The sequence below is a fragment of the Bradyrhizobium sp. UNPA324 genome (genome assembly GCF_006658635.1).
Taxonomy (GTDB): Bacteria; Pseudomonadota; Alphaproteobacteria; order Rhizobiales; family Xanthobacteraceae; genus Bradyrhizobium; species Bradyrhizobium nanningense.
This window is the reverse complement of sequence record NZ_LFJD01000004.1, coordinates 5,633,419-5,648,383: the sequence shown is the minus strand read 5'-3', so window position 1 is coordinate 5,648,383 and position 14,965 is coordinate 5,633,419. Positions and strand designations below refer to the sequence as shown.

At 64.3% G+C, this 14,965-nt stretch carries 14 protein-coding genes; 3 read left to right on the top strand and 11 right to left on the bottom strand.

Features of this window, described 5'->3' with window-relative positions:
* Nucleotides 1-16 precede the first annotated feature (16 nt).
* Nucleotides 17-478, top strand: coding sequence for a carboxymuconolactone decarboxylase family protein (locus UNPA324_RS27170; protein WP_141936834.1), 462 nt, complete (start codon nt 17-19; stop codon nt 476-478).
* 212 nt (nt 479-690) lie between these two features.
* On the opposite strand, the gene UNPA324_RS27165 is transcribed toward UNPA324_RS27170, so the two are convergent.
* From UNPA324_RS27165 to UNPA324_RS27140, 6 genes are all read right to left on the bottom strand, one after another.
* Nucleotides 691-1,551: a D-amino-acid transaminase gene (locus tag UNPA324_RS27165; RefSeq protein WP_128921657.1), complete on the bottom strand. Its 861-nt coding sequence runs from the start codon at nt 1,549-1,551 to the stop codon at nt 691-693.
* A 206-nt stretch (nt 1,552-1,757) separates the two neighbouring features.
* Complete coding sequence (locus UNPA324_RS27160) at nt 1,758-2,489, bottom strand: amino acid ABC transporter ATP-binding protein (protein ID WP_128921658.1); 732 nt, start codon at nt 2,487-2,489, stop codon at nt 1,758-1,760.
* Between the two features lie 12 nt (nt 2,490-2,501).
* Complete coding sequence (locus UNPA324_RS27155; RefSeq protein WP_028140044.1) at nt 2,502-3,194, bottom strand: amino acid ABC transporter permease; 693 nt, start codon at nt 3,192-3,194, stop codon at nt 2,502-2,504.
* Between the two features lie 3 nt (nt 3,195-3,197).
* Nucleotides 3,198-3,929, bottom strand: a complete 732-nt coding sequence (locus UNPA324_RS27150) for an amino acid ABC transporter permease (protein WP_128921659.1) — start codon at nt 3,927-3,929, stop codon at nt 3,198-3,200.
* 115 nt (nt 3,930-4,044) lie between these two features.
* Entirely contained in the window at nt 4,045-4,956 is a 912-nt protein-coding gene (locus tag UNPA324_RS27145; RefSeq protein ID WP_141936832.1) for an amino acid ABC transporter substrate-binding protein, read from the bottom strand.
* A gap of 99 nt (nt 4,957-5,055) precedes the next feature.
* Nucleotides 5,056-6,453: a M20 family metallopeptidase gene (locus tag UNPA324_RS27140; protein WP_141936831.1), complete on the bottom strand. Its 1,398-nt coding sequence runs from the start codon at nt 6,451-6,453 to the stop codon at nt 5,056-5,058.
* Nucleotides 6,454-6,763: 310 nt separating this feature from the next.
* Between UNPA324_RS27140 and UNPA324_RS27135 the strand changes: the two genes are divergently transcribed.
* Nucleotides 6,764-8,143, top strand: a complete 1,380-nt coding sequence (locus tag UNPA324_RS27135; protein WP_141936829.1) for an LLM class flavin-dependent oxidoreductase — start codon at nt 6,764-6,766, stop codon at nt 8,141-8,143.
* 154 nt (nt 8,144-8,297) lie between these two features.
* Here UNPA324_RS27135 and UNPA324_RS27125 read toward each other — a convergent pair whose 3' ends face one another.
* The 4 genes from UNPA324_RS27125 to UNPA324_RS27110 form a co-directional block, all read right to left on the bottom strand.
* Nucleotides 8,298-9,959 (bottom strand): thiamine pyrophosphate-binding protein, encoded by a 1,662-nt coding sequence (locus UNPA324_RS27125; RefSeq protein WP_141936826.1) that lies wholly within the window; start codon nt 9,957-9,959, stop codon nt 8,298-8,300.
* A gap of 257 nt (nt 9,960-10,216) precedes the next feature.
* Complete coding sequence (locus UNPA324_RS27120) at nt 10,217-10,720, bottom strand: GFA family protein (protein WP_141936824.1); 504 nt, start codon at nt 10,718-10,720, stop codon at nt 10,217-10,219.
* An 85-nt stretch (nt 10,721-10,805) separates the two neighbouring features.
* Nucleotides 10,806-11,933, bottom strand: a complete 1,128-nt coding sequence (locus tag UNPA324_RS27115) for an alkene reductase (RefSeq protein ID WP_128921665.1) — start codon at nt 11,931-11,933, stop codon at nt 10,806-10,808.
* Between the two features lie 232 nt (nt 11,934-12,165).
* Nucleotides 12,166-13,662 (bottom strand): aldehyde dehydrogenase family protein, encoded by a 1,497-nt coding sequence (locus UNPA324_RS27110; protein WP_164936529.1) that lies wholly within the window; start codon nt 13,660-13,662, stop codon nt 12,166-12,168.
* Nucleotides 13,663-13,845: 183 nt separating this feature from the next.
* Here UNPA324_RS27110 and UNPA324_RS27105 point away from each other — a divergent pair, with 183 nt between their 5' ends.
* Nucleotides 13,846-14,691, top strand: coding sequence for an SDR family NAD(P)-dependent oxidoreductase (locus UNPA324_RS27105; protein ID WP_141936823.1), 846 nt, complete (start codon nt 13,846-13,848; stop codon nt 14,689-14,691).
* A 54-nt stretch (nt 14,692-14,745) separates the two neighbouring features.
* On the opposite strand, the gene UNPA324_RS27100 is transcribed toward UNPA324_RS27105, so the two are convergent.
* Nucleotides 14,746-14,952, bottom strand: coding sequence for a hypothetical protein (locus UNPA324_RS27100; RefSeq protein ID WP_128921668.1), 207 nt, complete (start codon nt 14,950-14,952; stop codon nt 14,746-14,748).
* Between the last annotated feature and the right edge of the window lie 13 nt (nt 14,953-14,965).

Genomic DNA, 14,965 nt, shown 5'->3' with positions numbered 1-14,965 from the left:
AGCAAGGAGAACGACCATGAAGCCCCGCATGAATTTCTACCAGGCCGCCCCCGATACGATGAAGGCGCTGATGGCGCTGGAGCAGCAGATCCAGTCCACCGGACTCGAGAAATCGCTGATCGAGCTCGTCAAGATCCGGGCGTCGCAGATCAACGGCTGCGCCTTCTGCATCAACATGCACACCGAGGACGCCCGCAAGCGCGGCGAGACCGAGCAGCGCATCTACCTGCTCAATGCCTGGCGCGAATCCCCGCTCTATTCCGACCGCGAACGCGCGGCGCTGGCCTGGACGGAATCGGTGACGCTGATTTCGCAGACCCACGCGCCCGACGATGTCTACGAGCAGGTCCGCGCGCAGTTCTCCGAGGAAGAGACGGTGAACCTGACCATGCTGATCGGCGCCATCAACGCCTGGAACAGGATCGCGATCGCGTTCCGTGCGGTTCATCCGGTGAAGGTGAAGGCGTCGGTGGCGTGAGGAGTGGCAACGGCGCGATGCACACGGCACCGCCTCCACAATCTCGGCTGTCATGCCCCGGCTCGACCGGGGCATCCAGTACGCCGCGGTCTCTCGGTTCAGCAACAAACGCCTCTGGAATACTGGATCGCCCGGTCAAGCCGGGCGATGACAGCGAGAGAAGACGTGAGCACGCTTCGCTTTGCCCACCCTACGAGAGCTGAGCGTGTGGCTCAGACCGCCGTTGCCTTGGCGAACTCCACGTAGATCTCGCGAAGCCGGGTTGCCATCGGGCCGGGCCTGCCATCGCCGATCTTGTTGCCGTCGATTGCCACCACCGGCTGCACGAACGAGGACGCGCTGGTGATGAAGGCTTCCTTGGCAGCGAGCGCCTCGGCGACCGTGAAGGAGCGTTCCTCGACGCGGAGTTGGCGTTCCTCAGCAAGCGCGATCACGGCCTTGCGGGTACAGCCGGGCAGGATCGCGTTGGAGTTCTTGCGCGTGACGATGACGTCGTCCTTGGTCAAGATGAACGCCGACGAAGAACCACCTTCGGTGACGAAGCCATCTTGCAGCATCCAGGCCTCGCCAGCACCGGCTTCCGCCGCGGCCTGTTTGGCCAGCACCTGCGCCAGCAAGGCCACGCTCTTGATGTCGCGCCGCTCCCAGCGGATGTCGGGTACCGTGATGACGTTGATGCCGGTCTTTGCCACCGGGGCGTTGATGATGTCCTTCTCCGAAGTGAACATCACCAGGCTGGATTTCACGTCGGCCTTGGGAAACGGAAAGTCGCGGCCCTTGTCGGCGCCGCGCGTCACCTGGAGATAGACGAGGCCGTTCGCAAGCTTATTGCGTGCGATCAGCTCCTTCTGCAGCTCGGTGATGCGCTCGACCGTCTCGGGTAGCTTCAGCTTGATCTCGCCGACCGAGCGCTCAAGCCGCGCCAGATGCGAGGCGTTGTCGACCAGCTTGCCGTCGAGCACGGCCGAGACCTCGTAGATGCCGTCGGCGAACAGGAAGCCGCGATCGAGGACCGAGATTTTGGCGTCCGAGAGCGGGACGAATGAGCCGTTGACGTAGGCGATCGGATCCAAGGCGGGTCTCCTGGCGGAATGGGGGAATTGCCCCTCGGTATAGGAGATTTAGCGAGCGCGATAAACCCTCGATCCGTCATTCCGGGGCATTCGCGCAGCGAATGAGCCCGGAATCCATTTCGCCCCGCGTACGCCGCCTGATGGATCCTCAGGTGCGCAATTGCGCACCATAGCTCGCGCTACGCGCGCCCCGGGATGACGACCGGCTAATGCGACAGGATCTTCGACAAGAACTTCTGCGCGCGGTCGCTGCGGGGCTTGCCGAAGAAGTCGTCCTTCGGGGCGTCCTCGACGATCTCGCCGCGGTCCATGAAGATCACGCGGTTGGCCACCTTGCGGGCAAAGCCCATCTCGTGGGTGACGACCATCATGGTCATGCCTTCGCGGGCGAGATCGACCATGACGTCGAGCACCTCGCTGACCATTTCAGGATCGAGCGCCGAGGTCGGCTCGTCGAACAGCATGACGATCGGATCCATGGCGAGCGCGCGGGCGATCGCAACGCGCTGCTGCTGGCCGCCGGAGAGCTGCGCGGGGAATTTCTGCGCCTGCTCCTTGAGGCCGACGCGCTCCAAGAGCTGCATGCCCTTGGTGACCGATTTGTCATGCGGCCGCCCGAGCACTTTCTCCTGCGCCAGGCAGAGATTGTCGATGATCTTGAGGTGCGGAAACAGCTCGAAATGCTGGAACACCATGCCGACGCGTGACCGCAGCTTCGGCAGATTGGTCTTGGGATCGTTGACCTTGGTGCCGTCGACCAGGATGTCACCGCTCTGGAACGGCTCCAGCGCGTTGACGCATTTGATCAGCGTCGACTTGCCCGAGCCCGAGGGGCCGCAGACCACCACGACCTCGCCCTTGGTGACGCTGGTGGTGCAATCGGTCAGCACCTGGAAGCTCGGCGTGTACCATTTGTTGACGTGGCTGATTTCGATCATGAGCTTCTAGCCCTAGCGAATGATGGCGATGCGCGCCTGCAGCCGGCGGACGCCGAAGGACGCGATACAGGAAATGGTGAAGTAGACCACGGCTGCGAACAGGTACATTTCGACGAGGCGCCCATCGCGCTGTGCGACCTTGCTCGCGGCTCCGAGGAAGTCCGTGATCGACAAGACGTAGACCAGCGACGTGTCCTGGAACAGAACGATGGTCTGCGTGATCAGAACCGGCAGCATGTTACGGAAGGCCTGCGGCAGCACGACGTAGCGCATGGTCTGGGCGTAGGTCAGCCCCAGGGCGCTGGCTGCGGCCGGCTGGCCGCGCGAGATCGACTGGATGCCGGCGCGCATGATCTCGGAGAAATACGCGGCCTCGAACATGATGAAGGTAATGAGCGAGGATGCGAACGCGCCGACGCTGATGGGACGCGAGGCGCCGGTCAGCCATTGCCCGATATAGGGCACCAGGAAGTAGAACCAGAAGATGACCAGCACCAGCGGCAGCGAGCGCATGAAGTCGACATAGACGCCTGCGATCCGGCCAAGGATCTTGAAGCCGGAGAGCCGCATCAGGGCGAGCGCCGTGCCGAAGACGAGGCCGCCGAGGGCTGCGAGGCCGGTCAGCGTCAGCGTGAACGTCATGCCCTCGTAGAACAGATAAGGCAGCGCGCGGCGGATGACGTCGAAATCGAGATTACCGAACATCGCCTATTTCCCCGTGATGTAGCCGGGGATCGCGACCCAACGCTCGAGGAAGCGCATCGCGGTCACGACGACGGCGTTGACGAGGAGGTAGAGGATGGTCGCGGCGGTGAAGGCCTCGAACACCTGGAACGAGAATTCCTGCATCGAGCGCGCCTGCCCGGTCAGCTCGAGCAGGCCGATGGTGATCGCGACCGCCGTATTCTTGATGGTGTTCAGGAACTCGGAGGTCAGCGGCGGCAGGATGATGCGGAACGCCATCGGCAGCAGAACGTAGCGATAGCCCTGCGCGGTGGTCAGGCCCAGCGCCGTTGCGGCCATCTTCTGCCCGCGCGGCAGCGAGCCGATGCCGGCCTGCAGTTGCACGGCGACGCGCGCCGACATGAAGAAACCAACGCCGATCGCCGCCGTCCAGAACGGCGCGTTGGGCAGCTGCTTCAGCCAGATGCCGGCGGCTTTTGGCAGCAATTCCGGCAGCACGAAGAACCACAGGAAGAGCTGCACCAGCAGCGGCATGTTGCGGAAGAATTCGACATAGGCAAAGCCGAACCAGTTCGCCCCCTTCGACGGCAGCGTGCGCATCACGCCGACGAGCGATCCGGTGATCAGCGCAATGATCCAGGCCAGCGCCGCGGTCTTGAGGGTCAGCACCAGGCCCGACAGCAGCATGTCGAGATAGGTGCCGGTCCCCATCGGGTTCGGCTGGAAAAAGATTCCCCAGTTCCAGTTGTAGTTCACGTGTCCCCCGCGCGAACGCGCCAGTCATGGTTGTCCCGGCGCCTATGCAAATGTCCGGCCACCCCTGTGTCAAGAGTGGCCGGACATGATCCCGATCGAAAGATCGAGGTTTTTCCTACTTATAGTCGTCCGGATTCGGCGAGTCCGTCGGCTTGGCGAACTCGTTCTTCAGTTCGGGCGAGATCGGGGTGTTGAGGTTCAGTCCCTTCGGCGGGATCTTCTGCGTGAACCACTTGTCGTAGATCTTCTGGGCCTCTCCGGAGGTGTAAAGCGCAGCGGTCGCGGCATCGACCACCTTCTTGAAGGCAGCGTCGTCCTTGCGCAGCATGATGCCGTAAGGCTCGGGTTTGGAGAAGGCGTCCTTGGAGATTACGTAATCGCCCGGCGACTTCGAGCCGGCGACGAGGCTCGCGAGCAGGATGTCGTCCATGACGAAGGCGACCGCGCGGTCGGTCTCGACCATCAGGAAGGCTTCGGCGTGATCCTTGGCGGGGATGATATTGGCGCCGAGGCTCTTCGCGACGTTGGCCTCGGTGAGCTGCTTGATGTTGGTGGTTCCCGCGGTCGAGACCACCGTCTTGCCCTTGAGATCATCGATCGACTTCAGGCCGCTGGACTTCTTGAAGACGTAGCGGCTGGCGGTCAGATAGTGGGTGTTGGTGAAGGCGACCTGCTTCTGGCGCTCGGCGTTGTTGGTGGTCGAGCCGCATTCCAAGTCGATGGTGCCGTTGGCCATCAGCGGGATGCGGGTCGCCGAGGTCACCGGATTGAGCTTGACCTCGAGTTTGTCGAGCTTGAGCTCCTTCTTCACGGCGTCGACGATCTTGTAGCAGATGTCCATCGCGAACCCGACGGGCTTCTGGTTGTCGTCGAGATAGGAGAACGGGATCGAGGAATCGCGGAAGCCCAGCGTGATCGCGCCGGTGTCCTTGATGTTCTTCAGCGTGCCGGTCAGCTCCTGGGCCCCGGCCTGGCTGACGGCGAAGGTCGCGGCGAGCGCGAGCCCAATGCTACGGAAATGTTTCACTTTTTTGTCCCCTTTCAGGATGATGCGGGCGGGATGCAAGCACAAAACGGCTTGGATTAGAATGTGACTTTTGGCTGGATCGCGGCTCAGGTTAACGGCTCAACTGAGGGGTCTTGTTAGAGGCCTTGGCAACTGGCCGAGATCCCAGAACAGCCCGGCCATCACCGTCAAGGCTTCTTCCGTCAATGGCAGCAGAATGTGCTCATTGGGCGCATGCTGGGAGCAGCCGGGATAGGAGTGCGGGACCCAGATCGTCGGCAGGCCCAGAATCTCGGAGAAGACGTCGTTGGGCAACGAGCCACCGAAATTCGGCAGCACCGCCGGCGCCTTGCCGGTGGTCTCCTGCACCGAATCCGCCGCCCATTTGATCCACGGACTGTCGAAGTCTGTGCGCGATGCAGCAAAACTCTGCGCCGCCCGCACCTCGACCATCGGAAAACCCTTTGCGACCAGATGCGCGCGGATGGCCTCGATCAGGCCCTCAATCTTCGTCCCGACCACGAAACGCAGTTGCAGCACGGCATTAGCGTGGCCCGGAATGGCGTTGGCCGGCTTCTCGATATTGCCCGACGACATCGCCAGCACTTCCAGCGTATTCCAGGCGTAGAGCCGTTCTGCGGCCGAAAGACCCTCCTCGCCCCAGTTCTCGGCCAGCGCGGGCTCGTCTGCCCCCGGCGTCACCTGCACGTCGGCGAGATAGGAGCGGATCTGGTTGGTGAGCCGCGGCGGCTTCAGCGCGTCGAGCTGGATGCGGCCGTGGCCATCGACCAGCGTCGAGATCGCATTGACCAGAATGGTCGCCGGATTGGCCAGCACGCCGCCCCAATTGCCGGAATGGTGGCCGCCGTCGCGCAGGTTCACGTCCAGATGAATGCGGATGCCGCCGCGGCAGCCGAGGAACAACGTCGGACGGTCGGCGGACAGGCGCGGTCCATCGGAGGCCATGAACAGATCCGCCTTGAGCGCGTCGCGATTGAGGTCGCAGACCTTGCCGAGGTCGGGCGAGCCGATCTCCTCGCCCATCTCGACGATGAATTTGGCGTTGAAGCCGAGCTTGCCGCCGCGGGCATCGCGCACCGCGCGGAGTGCCGCCATGTTGATGCTGTGCTGACCCTTGTTGTCGGCGGTGCCGCGGCCGTAGAGCCGCCTGCCCGCAACCGTGGTGCGCCAGGGATCGCGTCCGTCGCGCCACTCACCTTCCATGCCGTCGACGACGTCGCCATGACCATAGACCAGCACGGTGGGTGCGGACGCGCTCTCGTGATGCTCGGCGAACAGGAACGGTGCCTTGCCGCTGGGGGATTCGACGATGCGGCTGGTGAAGTCGAGCGCGGCGAAAGCCGGCTGCATCTCCTGTTCCAGATAGCCACGCAGCTCGGCGCCACGGGATGGGTTCTGGCTCTCGGTCTTGAAGGCGACGCGACGGTCGAGCTCGGCGAGGAATGCGCCGGACCTAAAATCCTCACGGGCGCGGGCGATGGCGTCGGCTCTGGTCATGACTTGCTTTTCGGGACTTTGAGACGAAGGACCTTACCCGACACGGGTTGGCCTTCGAAAGTGGCAGGAAGTTGGATAGTTCTTGTACTTCTCTTGCAGTTCTCTTGTACTTCTCTTGTAGTTCTCTTGGGATTTCGTCCTTGCATCCTTGAGATTGGCTTGCCAGGCGCAGCAGCGCCGCTGATTTTGGTCTTGCCAAGCGCAAGCGATATGCAAGAACTTCGCCAAATAGGACACCAAGTCGGACGTCAAGTTCGGGCGCACGTCTACCATTCGAAGAGCGCTCAGTACAGAGCGCCAGGGGACCAGCATGGCCAAAGAGATCAGGCTCAACGCCTTTGCGATGAATTGCGTCGCACACCAATCACCGGGCCTGTGGACCCATCCGCGCGACCGCACCGCTGAATATAATCGCCTGCCCTACTGGATCGATCTCGCCAAGACGCTGGAGCGCGGCCGTTTCGACGGGCTGTTCCTGGCCGACGTGCTCGGGGTCTACGACGTCTATGGCAACAGCCCTGACGCAGCCTTGCGCAACGCAGCACAGACGCCGTCGAACGAGCCGCTGCTATTGCTCTCGGCGATGGCCGCAGTGACGCAAAATCTCGGCTTCGGTGTCACCAGCAATTTGTCCTTCGAGCCGCCCTATCCGTTCGCGCGACGGATGTCGACGCTCGATCACCTCACCGAGGGACGGATCGGCTGGAACGTCGTCACCGGCTATCTCGACAGCGCCGCGCGTGGCGCCGGCAAGGACAAGCAGACCGGCCACGACGACCGCTACGACATCGCCGACGAATATATGGAGGTCGTCTACAAGCTGTGGGAAGGCAGCTGGGAAGATGACGCCGTGCTGCGCGACCGGGCACGAGGCATCTTCACCGATCCCAGCAAGGTTCATCGCGTCAATCATGAAGGCGCGAACTACCGCATCAACAACACCATCCATCTTAGCGAGCCCTCGCCCCAGCGCACGCCTGTGCTGTACCAGGCCGGCACCTCGCCGCGCGGCCGGCAGTTCGCGGCCAAGCATGCCGAATGCGTGTTCATGTCCGGACCATCAGCCAAGATCATCGCGCCGCGCGTGGCGGCGATCCGCCAGGAGGCCGCCGCACTCGGCCGCAACCCGGCGGAGATCCTGATGTTCAACATGATGACGATCATCCTCGGCAACACCGAGGCCGAAGCGGCGGCGAAATACGCCGACTACCGCTCGCACATCAATCCGGAAGGGGCGCTCGCGCTGATGTCGGGATGGACCGGCATCGATTTCTCCGGCTACGAGCTCGACCAGCAAGTGCGTCACGTCCAGAACGATGCCGGGCGCAGCGCGCTCGACAACGTCACGCGAGGCGATCCGGACCGCGTCTGGACCGTGCGCGACGTCATCGAGCATGTCGGGATCGGCGGCGCCGGCCCGGTCGTGGTCGGCACGCCCGAAAGCGTCGCTGACAAGATCGAGGACTGGTTCGAGAAGACCGACGTCGATGGCCTCAACGTCGCGTTCGCGATCTCGCCCGGCGATTTCGAGGACATCGCCGACATGCTGGTGCCGGAGCTGACCAAGCGCGGGCGCTATAAGTCGGAATATGCCAAGGGCACGCTGCGGGAGAAGCTGTTCGGCGGTGGCCGGGCAAGGCTCGACGCGCCACATCCGGCGGCCGGGTATCGCGTGGGGAGGGAGGGGTAGTAGCGCGCCACACCTTCGGTGTCGTCCCGGCGAACGCCGGGACCCATAACCCCAGGGAGCAGTTTGGCGAAGGCTGGTCGTTCGGGATTAGCACCATCCACGATCGATAGATCACGCGGTATGGGTCCCGGCGTTCGCCGGGACGACAGCGGGGCTACACCTTCCCGTCCACCATCACCTCGATCAGCTTGGTGCCGGGCCGATTGAACGCCGACGCCAGCGTCGCCTTCAGCTCGCGGGGGTCGCTGATCCTGATCGCCTCGCAGCCCAGCGCCTTCGCGACGCCGGCAAAATCCACGGGGGGATCGACGAAGTCCATGCCAACGTAATTGTCGTCGCCGTGGAAGGCGAGCAGGCGCTGCTTGATGATGCGGTAACCGCCATTGTTGGCGATGACGACGTTGAGCGGCAGCTTGTGATGCGCCGCCGTCCACAGCGACTGGATCGAATACATCGCGCTACCATCGCCCGAGAAGCAGACGACCGGACGATCCGGATTGGCGATGCTGGCGCCGACGGAGGCCGGCAGGCCCCAGCCGATGCCGCCGGAAGCAAGGCCGTGATAGCCATAGCGGTCACGATGCGGCCGCAGCGCCGTGATCTGGCGGCTGGAGGTGAGGCCTTCGTCGATCAGGATGGCGCTGTCGGGCATCGCCTCGATCATCTGCAGCACCAAAAAGTCCGGATCGATCGGCGCGCGGCCTGCGCTCTTGCCGATCTGCTCGACCAGCGCCGCGCGGCGTGCGGTCCAGTTCTTCGGCGCGAGCTCGACGAGGCGTTGCCTCGCGCGGCCCGCGAGCGTCGGGCCGCCCATCTCCTTCAGCACCGGGATCAGCGCGCGCAGCGTTTCCTTCAGATCCGCCTTCAGCGCGATCTCGGCGCCGTAATTCTTGGCGATCTCCCAATCGACGAGACCGATCTGCACGATGCCGAGTCCATCCGGCAGCGCATCGATCTCGCTATAGACCGACATCCGCAAGGGATCGCCGCCGAGCGCAATCAAGAGGTCATAGGGCGCCAGCATATCGCGCGCGACCTTCTGCACGCGCGCCAGTGTGCCGACGAAGCTCGGGCTCTCCGAGAGGAAGTGCGATCCATACGGCGTCGAAGACTGGTAAGCGGCCGCACCGAGCAGCTCGGCGAGCTCGGCGGCTTCCCTCAGTGCGTCGCTCTTCACCACCTCGTCCATGGTCACAATGGCAGGGCGCTCCGCCCTGAGGAGCCGCGCGGCAAAAACCTTCAAGGCTTCGTCCGACGGTTTCACGCGAGCGTCGATGCGGGTGGAGCGGCCGAGGTCGATTCCGGCCTCGCTGTTCAGGATGTCGCCGGGCAGCGAAATGAACACCGGCCCGGTCGGCGGCGTGGTCGCGACCTTGGCGGCGCGGCGCACGATGCGCGGCAAATCCTCCAGCCGCGTCACCTCGACCGCCCATTTCACCAGCGGCTCGGCCATGCGCACGAGCGGCCCATACAGCACCGGCTCCATCAGCCCGTGGCCCTGTTCCTGCTGGCCGGCCGTCAGGATCATCGGCGTGCCCGTGAACTGGGCGTTGTAGAGCGAGCCCATGGCGTTGCCGAGGCCGGGCGCGACGTGGACGTTGCAGGCGACGAGCTTGCCGGAGGCGCGGCTATAACCGTCGGCGATCGCGACCACCAGGCTCTCCTGCATCGCCATCACGTAGGTGAGGTCAGGATGGTCTTTCAGCGCATGCATGATCGGCAGCTCGGTGGTGCCGGGATTGCCGAACAGATGCGTGATGCCCTCGTCCTTGAGCAGCGCAAGAAAGGCGGAGCGGCCGGTGATCTTGTTCTTCATCTTTCCTCCAGGAGCGGACGTTACCGCAAGGACTGAAGGCATGATGGCCGAAGTCGAAGGGAGCGCGCAAGGAAGCGCGGTCATGGCTGCGTTGCGTGTGACGGTCTCGTGTCCCGGACGCGGCGCAACGTGCAACGTTGCGACGCAGAGCCGGGACTTAGAATCCGCACCGAGCTCGCTGACGCATGGGCCCCGGCTCGGCAGTGCGGCACTTCGCGCCGCGCTGCGTCCGGGGCACGAGCGGAGCAAATGGCGGGCTAGATTTCCTCCCGCCCCAGCTCGAACGGGTCCTCGCCGCCCGCGCGCTTCTTCCTTTTCGAGCGCTGCCAGACCACGCCGGGAAAGCCCTTCAGCGGCACCAGCGGCTCGCCGGTATAGGCCCATTCCTGCAGCTCTTCGATCGCGATGTGGTAGAGCGGCTGCCGGCCGGTGCGTTCCCGAAACAGCGCGCGGGGGATGTTGACCATATGGGGCCCGCGCGGACGCTCATAGGCGATCGGCGTGCCGCAATGCGAGCAGAAGCTGCGCGCGGTCTTGGTCGCCTTGTCCTCATAGCGCGTGAGCGCGGTCTTGCCGGAGGTGATGCGGAAGCGCTTCTTCCAGCTTCCAACGTAGGTAGCGTAGGCCGCGCCATGGGCGCGGCGACTGGCCGCGGAGTGATCATGCCAGGCCCAGCGCGCGGGGACGTCGATCTCGAAGGTGACCTTGCCGCAGAGGCATTGGCCGGCGGCGATCCCTGCGGCGGCGGCGGCTTTGGCCATTGGTGTCTCTCCGTCGTCATTGCTTCGCTGCGCTCGCAATGACGGAGTTTGAGATGGCCGGCGGAGCGACACAAGAGCCCCGTAGCTAAGCCGGCGTCAACTCGTCATACACCGGATAATCCGTATACCCCTTTTCCTCGCCGCCATAGAACGTCGCACGGTTGTACGGCGTGATCGGATAATCGTGCGCGAGGCGGTGCGGCAGATCGGGGTTGGAGATGAAGATGCGGCCGAAGGCGATGACGTCGGCGTGGCCGTCGGCGATCGCCGCGTTCGCGGTCTCGCCGGTGAAGCCGCCGGCGGTCATCAGCACGCCGCTGTAGAGCGGACGGAACAGCACCATCGCCGATGGCACGTTCTCCCAATGGACGTCGGCACGGCCGGCGCCGCTGGAGCGTGGCTCGATGAAGTGCAGATAAGCGAGACCGAGCTTGTCCAGCGCCTTCACGACGTAGGTGTAGAGCGGCATCGGATCCGGCTCGCCGGAATCATTGGCGATGCCGTGGGGCGAGAGCCGCACGCCGACGCGGTTCGCGCCCCAGACCTCGATCGCCGCCTGCGTGACTTCGAGCAGCAGCCGCGCGCGGTTCTCGATCGAGCCGCCATATTGATCGGTGCGCTGGTTGCTGCGCGACTGCAGGAATTGCTCGAGCAGGTAGCCGTTGGCGCCGTGGATCTCGACACCGTCGAAACCGGCGGCGAGCGCATTCTTCGCGCCTTGCCGGAACGCCTCGACGATATTCTTGATCTCCTCGGTCTCCAGCGCGCGCGGCGTCTCATAGTCCGAGATCCTGCCGTCGGCCGTCATCGCCTTCATCCCCTCCCCCTTGATCGGGATCGCCGAGGCCGAAACCGGCAGCTCACCGCCATGGAAGGAGGAATGCGAGACGCGGCCGACATGCCAGAGCTGGAGGAAGATGATGCCGCCCTTTGCGTGCACCGCGTCGACCACCTTGCGCCAGCCGTCGATCTGCGCCTGCGAATAGATGCCGGGCGTCGCCGGATTGCCGCGGCCGTGCGACAGCACCGGCGAGGCTTCGGCGATGATCAGGCCGCCGGGCGTGGCGCGCTGGGCGTAATATTCAGCGTTGAGCGGTCGCGGCGAAAAGCTCTCGCGCTCGGCCCGCATGCGCGTCAGCGGCGCCATCGCGACGCGATGCGCAAGCTTGTACGGACCGACCTGCAACGGTCTAAACAACGCTTCGAATTTCATGTGGTCCCCGGATGTCTATGAAAGGATGTGGATAGAAGGGAAATGGCAGCCTGAAAGGCCGGCGCTCGTTCTCCCTCTCCCCGTTCTTACGGGGAGAGGGTTGGGGTGAGGGGCTATCTCGGCAATTTCGGTGCGAGCGCAGTCCGCGGAGACTGCCCCTCACCCGGAATCCGCGCTTCGCGCGCATTCCGGCCTCTCCCCGCAGGCGGGGAGAGGCCAAGAAGGACAGGCCTTACGCCGTCTTGATCCAGACGGCCTTCACGTTGAGATATTCCTCGACATGCTGCTTGCCGGACTCGCGGCCGTAGCCGCTCATCTTGTAGCCGCCGAAGGGCACGGCCGGATCCATCGCCTGGTAGCAGTTCACCCACACCGAACCGGCGCGCAGCGATTTTGCGACCGCATGCGCCTTGCTGACGTCGCGCGTCCACAGCCCCGAACCGAGGCCGAAGGTGGTGTTGTTGGCGCGCTTGACGAGCTCTTCCATGTCCTTGAACGCGATCGCCGAGATGACGGGGCCAAAGATCTCCTCCTGCGCGATGCGCATGTTGTCCTGGACGCCGGCAAATACCGTCGGCGAGACGAAGAAGCCCTTCGACAGCGCACCCTCGGTGACGCGGCCGCCGCCGGCGAGCGCGCGTGCGCCTTCCTTCTGGCCGATGTCGAGATAGCCGGTGACGCGTTCGAGCTGCTGCTCGGAAACCAGCGGGCCGATCTGCACATTGGGATCGAGGCCGTTGCCGACCTGCAGCTTCTTGCCGAACTCGGCAACGCGACCGACGAACTCCTCGTAGATCGACTGCTCGACGAACAGACGCGTGCCGGCGCTGCAGATCTGCCCGGAATTGGCAAACACCGCCATCGCGGCGCCGGGCACGGCGGCATCGAGATCGGCGTCCGCGAACACGATGTCCGGCGACTTGCCGCCGAGCTCGAGCGATACGCGCTTCAGATTGCTGGCGGAGGCGCGGATGATCGATTGCCCGGTGACATGGGAGCCCGTGAACGCGACCTTGTCGACGTCATGATGCGAGGCGAGCGCGGCGCCGGCGGTCTCGCCATAGCCGGGCACGACGTTGACGACGCCGGGCGGAATGCCCGCCTCCATCGCCAGCTCGGCGATGCGCAGCGAGGTCAGCGGCGCCTCTTCGGCGGGCTTGAGCACGACGGTGCAGCCGGTCGCGATCGCGGGACCGATCTTCCAGATCGTCGCGGTGAGCGGCCCGTTCCAGGGAATGATGGCGCCGACGACGCCGATCGGCTCCTTCAGCGTGTAGGAGAAGATTTCGCCCGGCAGCGAGTTCTCGATGGTCTCGCCGTGGATCGCGGTGGTCTGGCCGGCGTAATAGCGCAGCATGCCGACGGCACGCAGGCGATAGGCCCGGGTGCGGCTGAGCGGCGCGCCCATGTCCAGCGTGTCGAGCTGCGACAATTCGTCAAAATTCTTCTCGACGAGGTCGGCAAGCCTGAGGAGTAGGTTCTGCCGCTCGAACGGCTTGACCTTGCTCCAGGGTCCTTCGAAGGCGCGGCGGGCGGCGGCAACCGCACGATCGATGTCTTCCTTGTCACCTTCGGCGACAGTTGCGAGCAGCTCGCCCGTTGCGGGATTGCGGGTCTCGAAGCGCTTGCCCGAGGCTGCATCGACCCATTTCCCGTCGATCAGCATCTGCTTGTAGGACCCGTTCGCGAACGGATGGCGCGTGATCGGAATAGCCTGCGACACAGCCATGGCTGCACTCCCTGTCAGGTGATTGATTGGTTCGATCTGGGCGGGATCGTTATGTCGAAGGATACAGCGGGGCCGGAAAGGCGTAAAGGCAGCGTGGAACGAAGACCTCCCATGCCGACTTGTGCAGGGTCGCGCAGCCGCCATGTTATAGCTCGCGCGAAGCCCCTCCTGCGGAGACGCACCATGCCACATGCCGCGATCGCCAAAGACAATGTTGCCGTGATCACAGGCGGCGCATCCGGCATCGGATTTGCCGCCGCCACCGCATTTGCGCGCGCTGGAATGAAGGTGTGTATCGCTGACGTCGACGAACCCCGGTTGGCAGAGGCTGCAACAAAATTGTCATCCGTCACGTCTGCCGTAGACGTGATGACCTTCGCGGTCGATGTCAGCAACGCCGAGAGCCTGGCGGAACTGGAGCGCGCGGTGCGCGAGCGGTTCGGCGGCACCGACGTCCTCATGAACAATGCCGGCATCCAGCCGGGCAGCACGCTGTTCGGCGAGCCCGATCACTGGCAGCGCATCATCGCCGTCAACATGTGGGGCATCATCAACGGCTCGCGCATCTTCGCGCCCAACATGATCGCGCGCGGCAAATGCGGCCTCATCATCAACACCGGCTCCAAGCAGGGCATCACCACGCCGCCGGGCGATCCCGCCTACAACGTCTCCAAGGCCGGCGTGAAAGCATTCACCGAGGCGCTCCAGCACGAGCTGCGCAACACGAAGGACTGTCGCGTCACGGCGCACCTGCTGATCCCCGGCTTCGTCTTCACCGGCCTCACCGCGAAGGGCCGCACCGAGAAGCCGGCCGGCGCCTGGACGCCGGAGCAGACGGTCGATTTCATGCAGGCGCGCCTGGAGGCCGGCGATTTCTACATCCTGTGCCCGGACAACGACGTGCCGCGCGCGCTCGACGAGAAGCGCATGCTGTGGGCCGCCGGCGACATCGTCGAGAACCGTCCGCCGCTGTCGCGCTGGCATCCGGATTACGCGGACGCGTTCAGGAAGTTTGTGGAGGGGGAGTAGGCTTGCACCGCTCTATCACTCCCTCGCCCCGTTCTTACGGGAGAGGTAAGAAGCCTACAGCGTCTCTTGCTTGTGCCCGCAATTCTTGCAGGCGAACTTGACGCGGCTCTGGCCCTTCTCCGCCTGGACCCGGTTCGGGGCGCCGCACTTGCCGCAGACAGCCTCGATGCGGGTCGTGCCCTGCTTGACGACGATGGATTTCTTTTCCATCGATTCGCGGATCAGGCGCTCGGCCTCCTCACGCAGCGATTGTTTCGACAAAGCTCGTCTCCGC

What these genes read in the sequence shown, in the direction of transcription:
- UNPA324_RS27140 (WP_141936831.1), bottom strand. Translation starts at nt 6,453, where the DNA reads ATGACCAGAGCCGACGCCATCGCCCGCGCCCGTGAGGATTTTAGGTCC.
- UNPA324_RS27120 (WP_141936824.1), bottom strand. Translation starts at nt 10,720, where the DNA reads ATGGCCAAAGCCGCCGCCGCCGCAGGGATCGCCGCCGGCCAATGCCTC.
- UNPA324_RS27125 (WP_141936826.1), bottom strand. Translation starts at nt 9,959, where the DNA reads ATGAAGAACAAGATCACCGGCCGCTCCGCCTTTCTTGCGCTGCTCAAG.
- UNPA324_RS27110 (WP_164936529.1), bottom strand. Translation starts at nt 13,662, where the DNA reads ATGGCTGTGTCGCAGGCTATTCCGATCACGCGCCATCCGTTCGCGAAC.
- UNPA324_RS27160 (WP_128921658.1), bottom strand. Translation starts at nt 2,489, where the DNA reads ATGATCGAAATCAGCCACGTCAACAAATGGTACACGCCGAGCTTCCAG.
- UNPA324_RS27155 (WP_028140044.1), bottom strand. Translation starts at nt 3,194, where the DNA reads ATGTTCGGTAATCTCGATTTCGACGTCATCCGCCGCGCGCTGCCTTAT.
- UNPA324_RS27115 (WP_128921665.1), bottom strand. Translation starts at nt 11,933, where the DNA reads ATGAAATTCGAAGCGTTGTTTAGACCGTTGCAGGTCGGTCCGTACAAG.
- UNPA324_RS27170 (WP_141936834.1), top strand. Translation starts at nt 17, where the DNA reads ATGAAGCCCCGCATGAATTTCTACCAGGCCGCCCCCGATACGATGAAG.
- UNPA324_RS27105 (WP_141936823.1), top strand. Translation starts at nt 13,846, where the DNA reads ATGCCACATGCCGCGATCGCCAAAGACAATGTTGCCGTGATCACAGGC.
- UNPA324_RS27135 (WP_141936829.1), top strand. Translation starts at nt 6,764, where the DNA reads ATGGCCAAAGAGATCAGGCTCAACGCCTTTGCGATGAATTGCGTCGCA.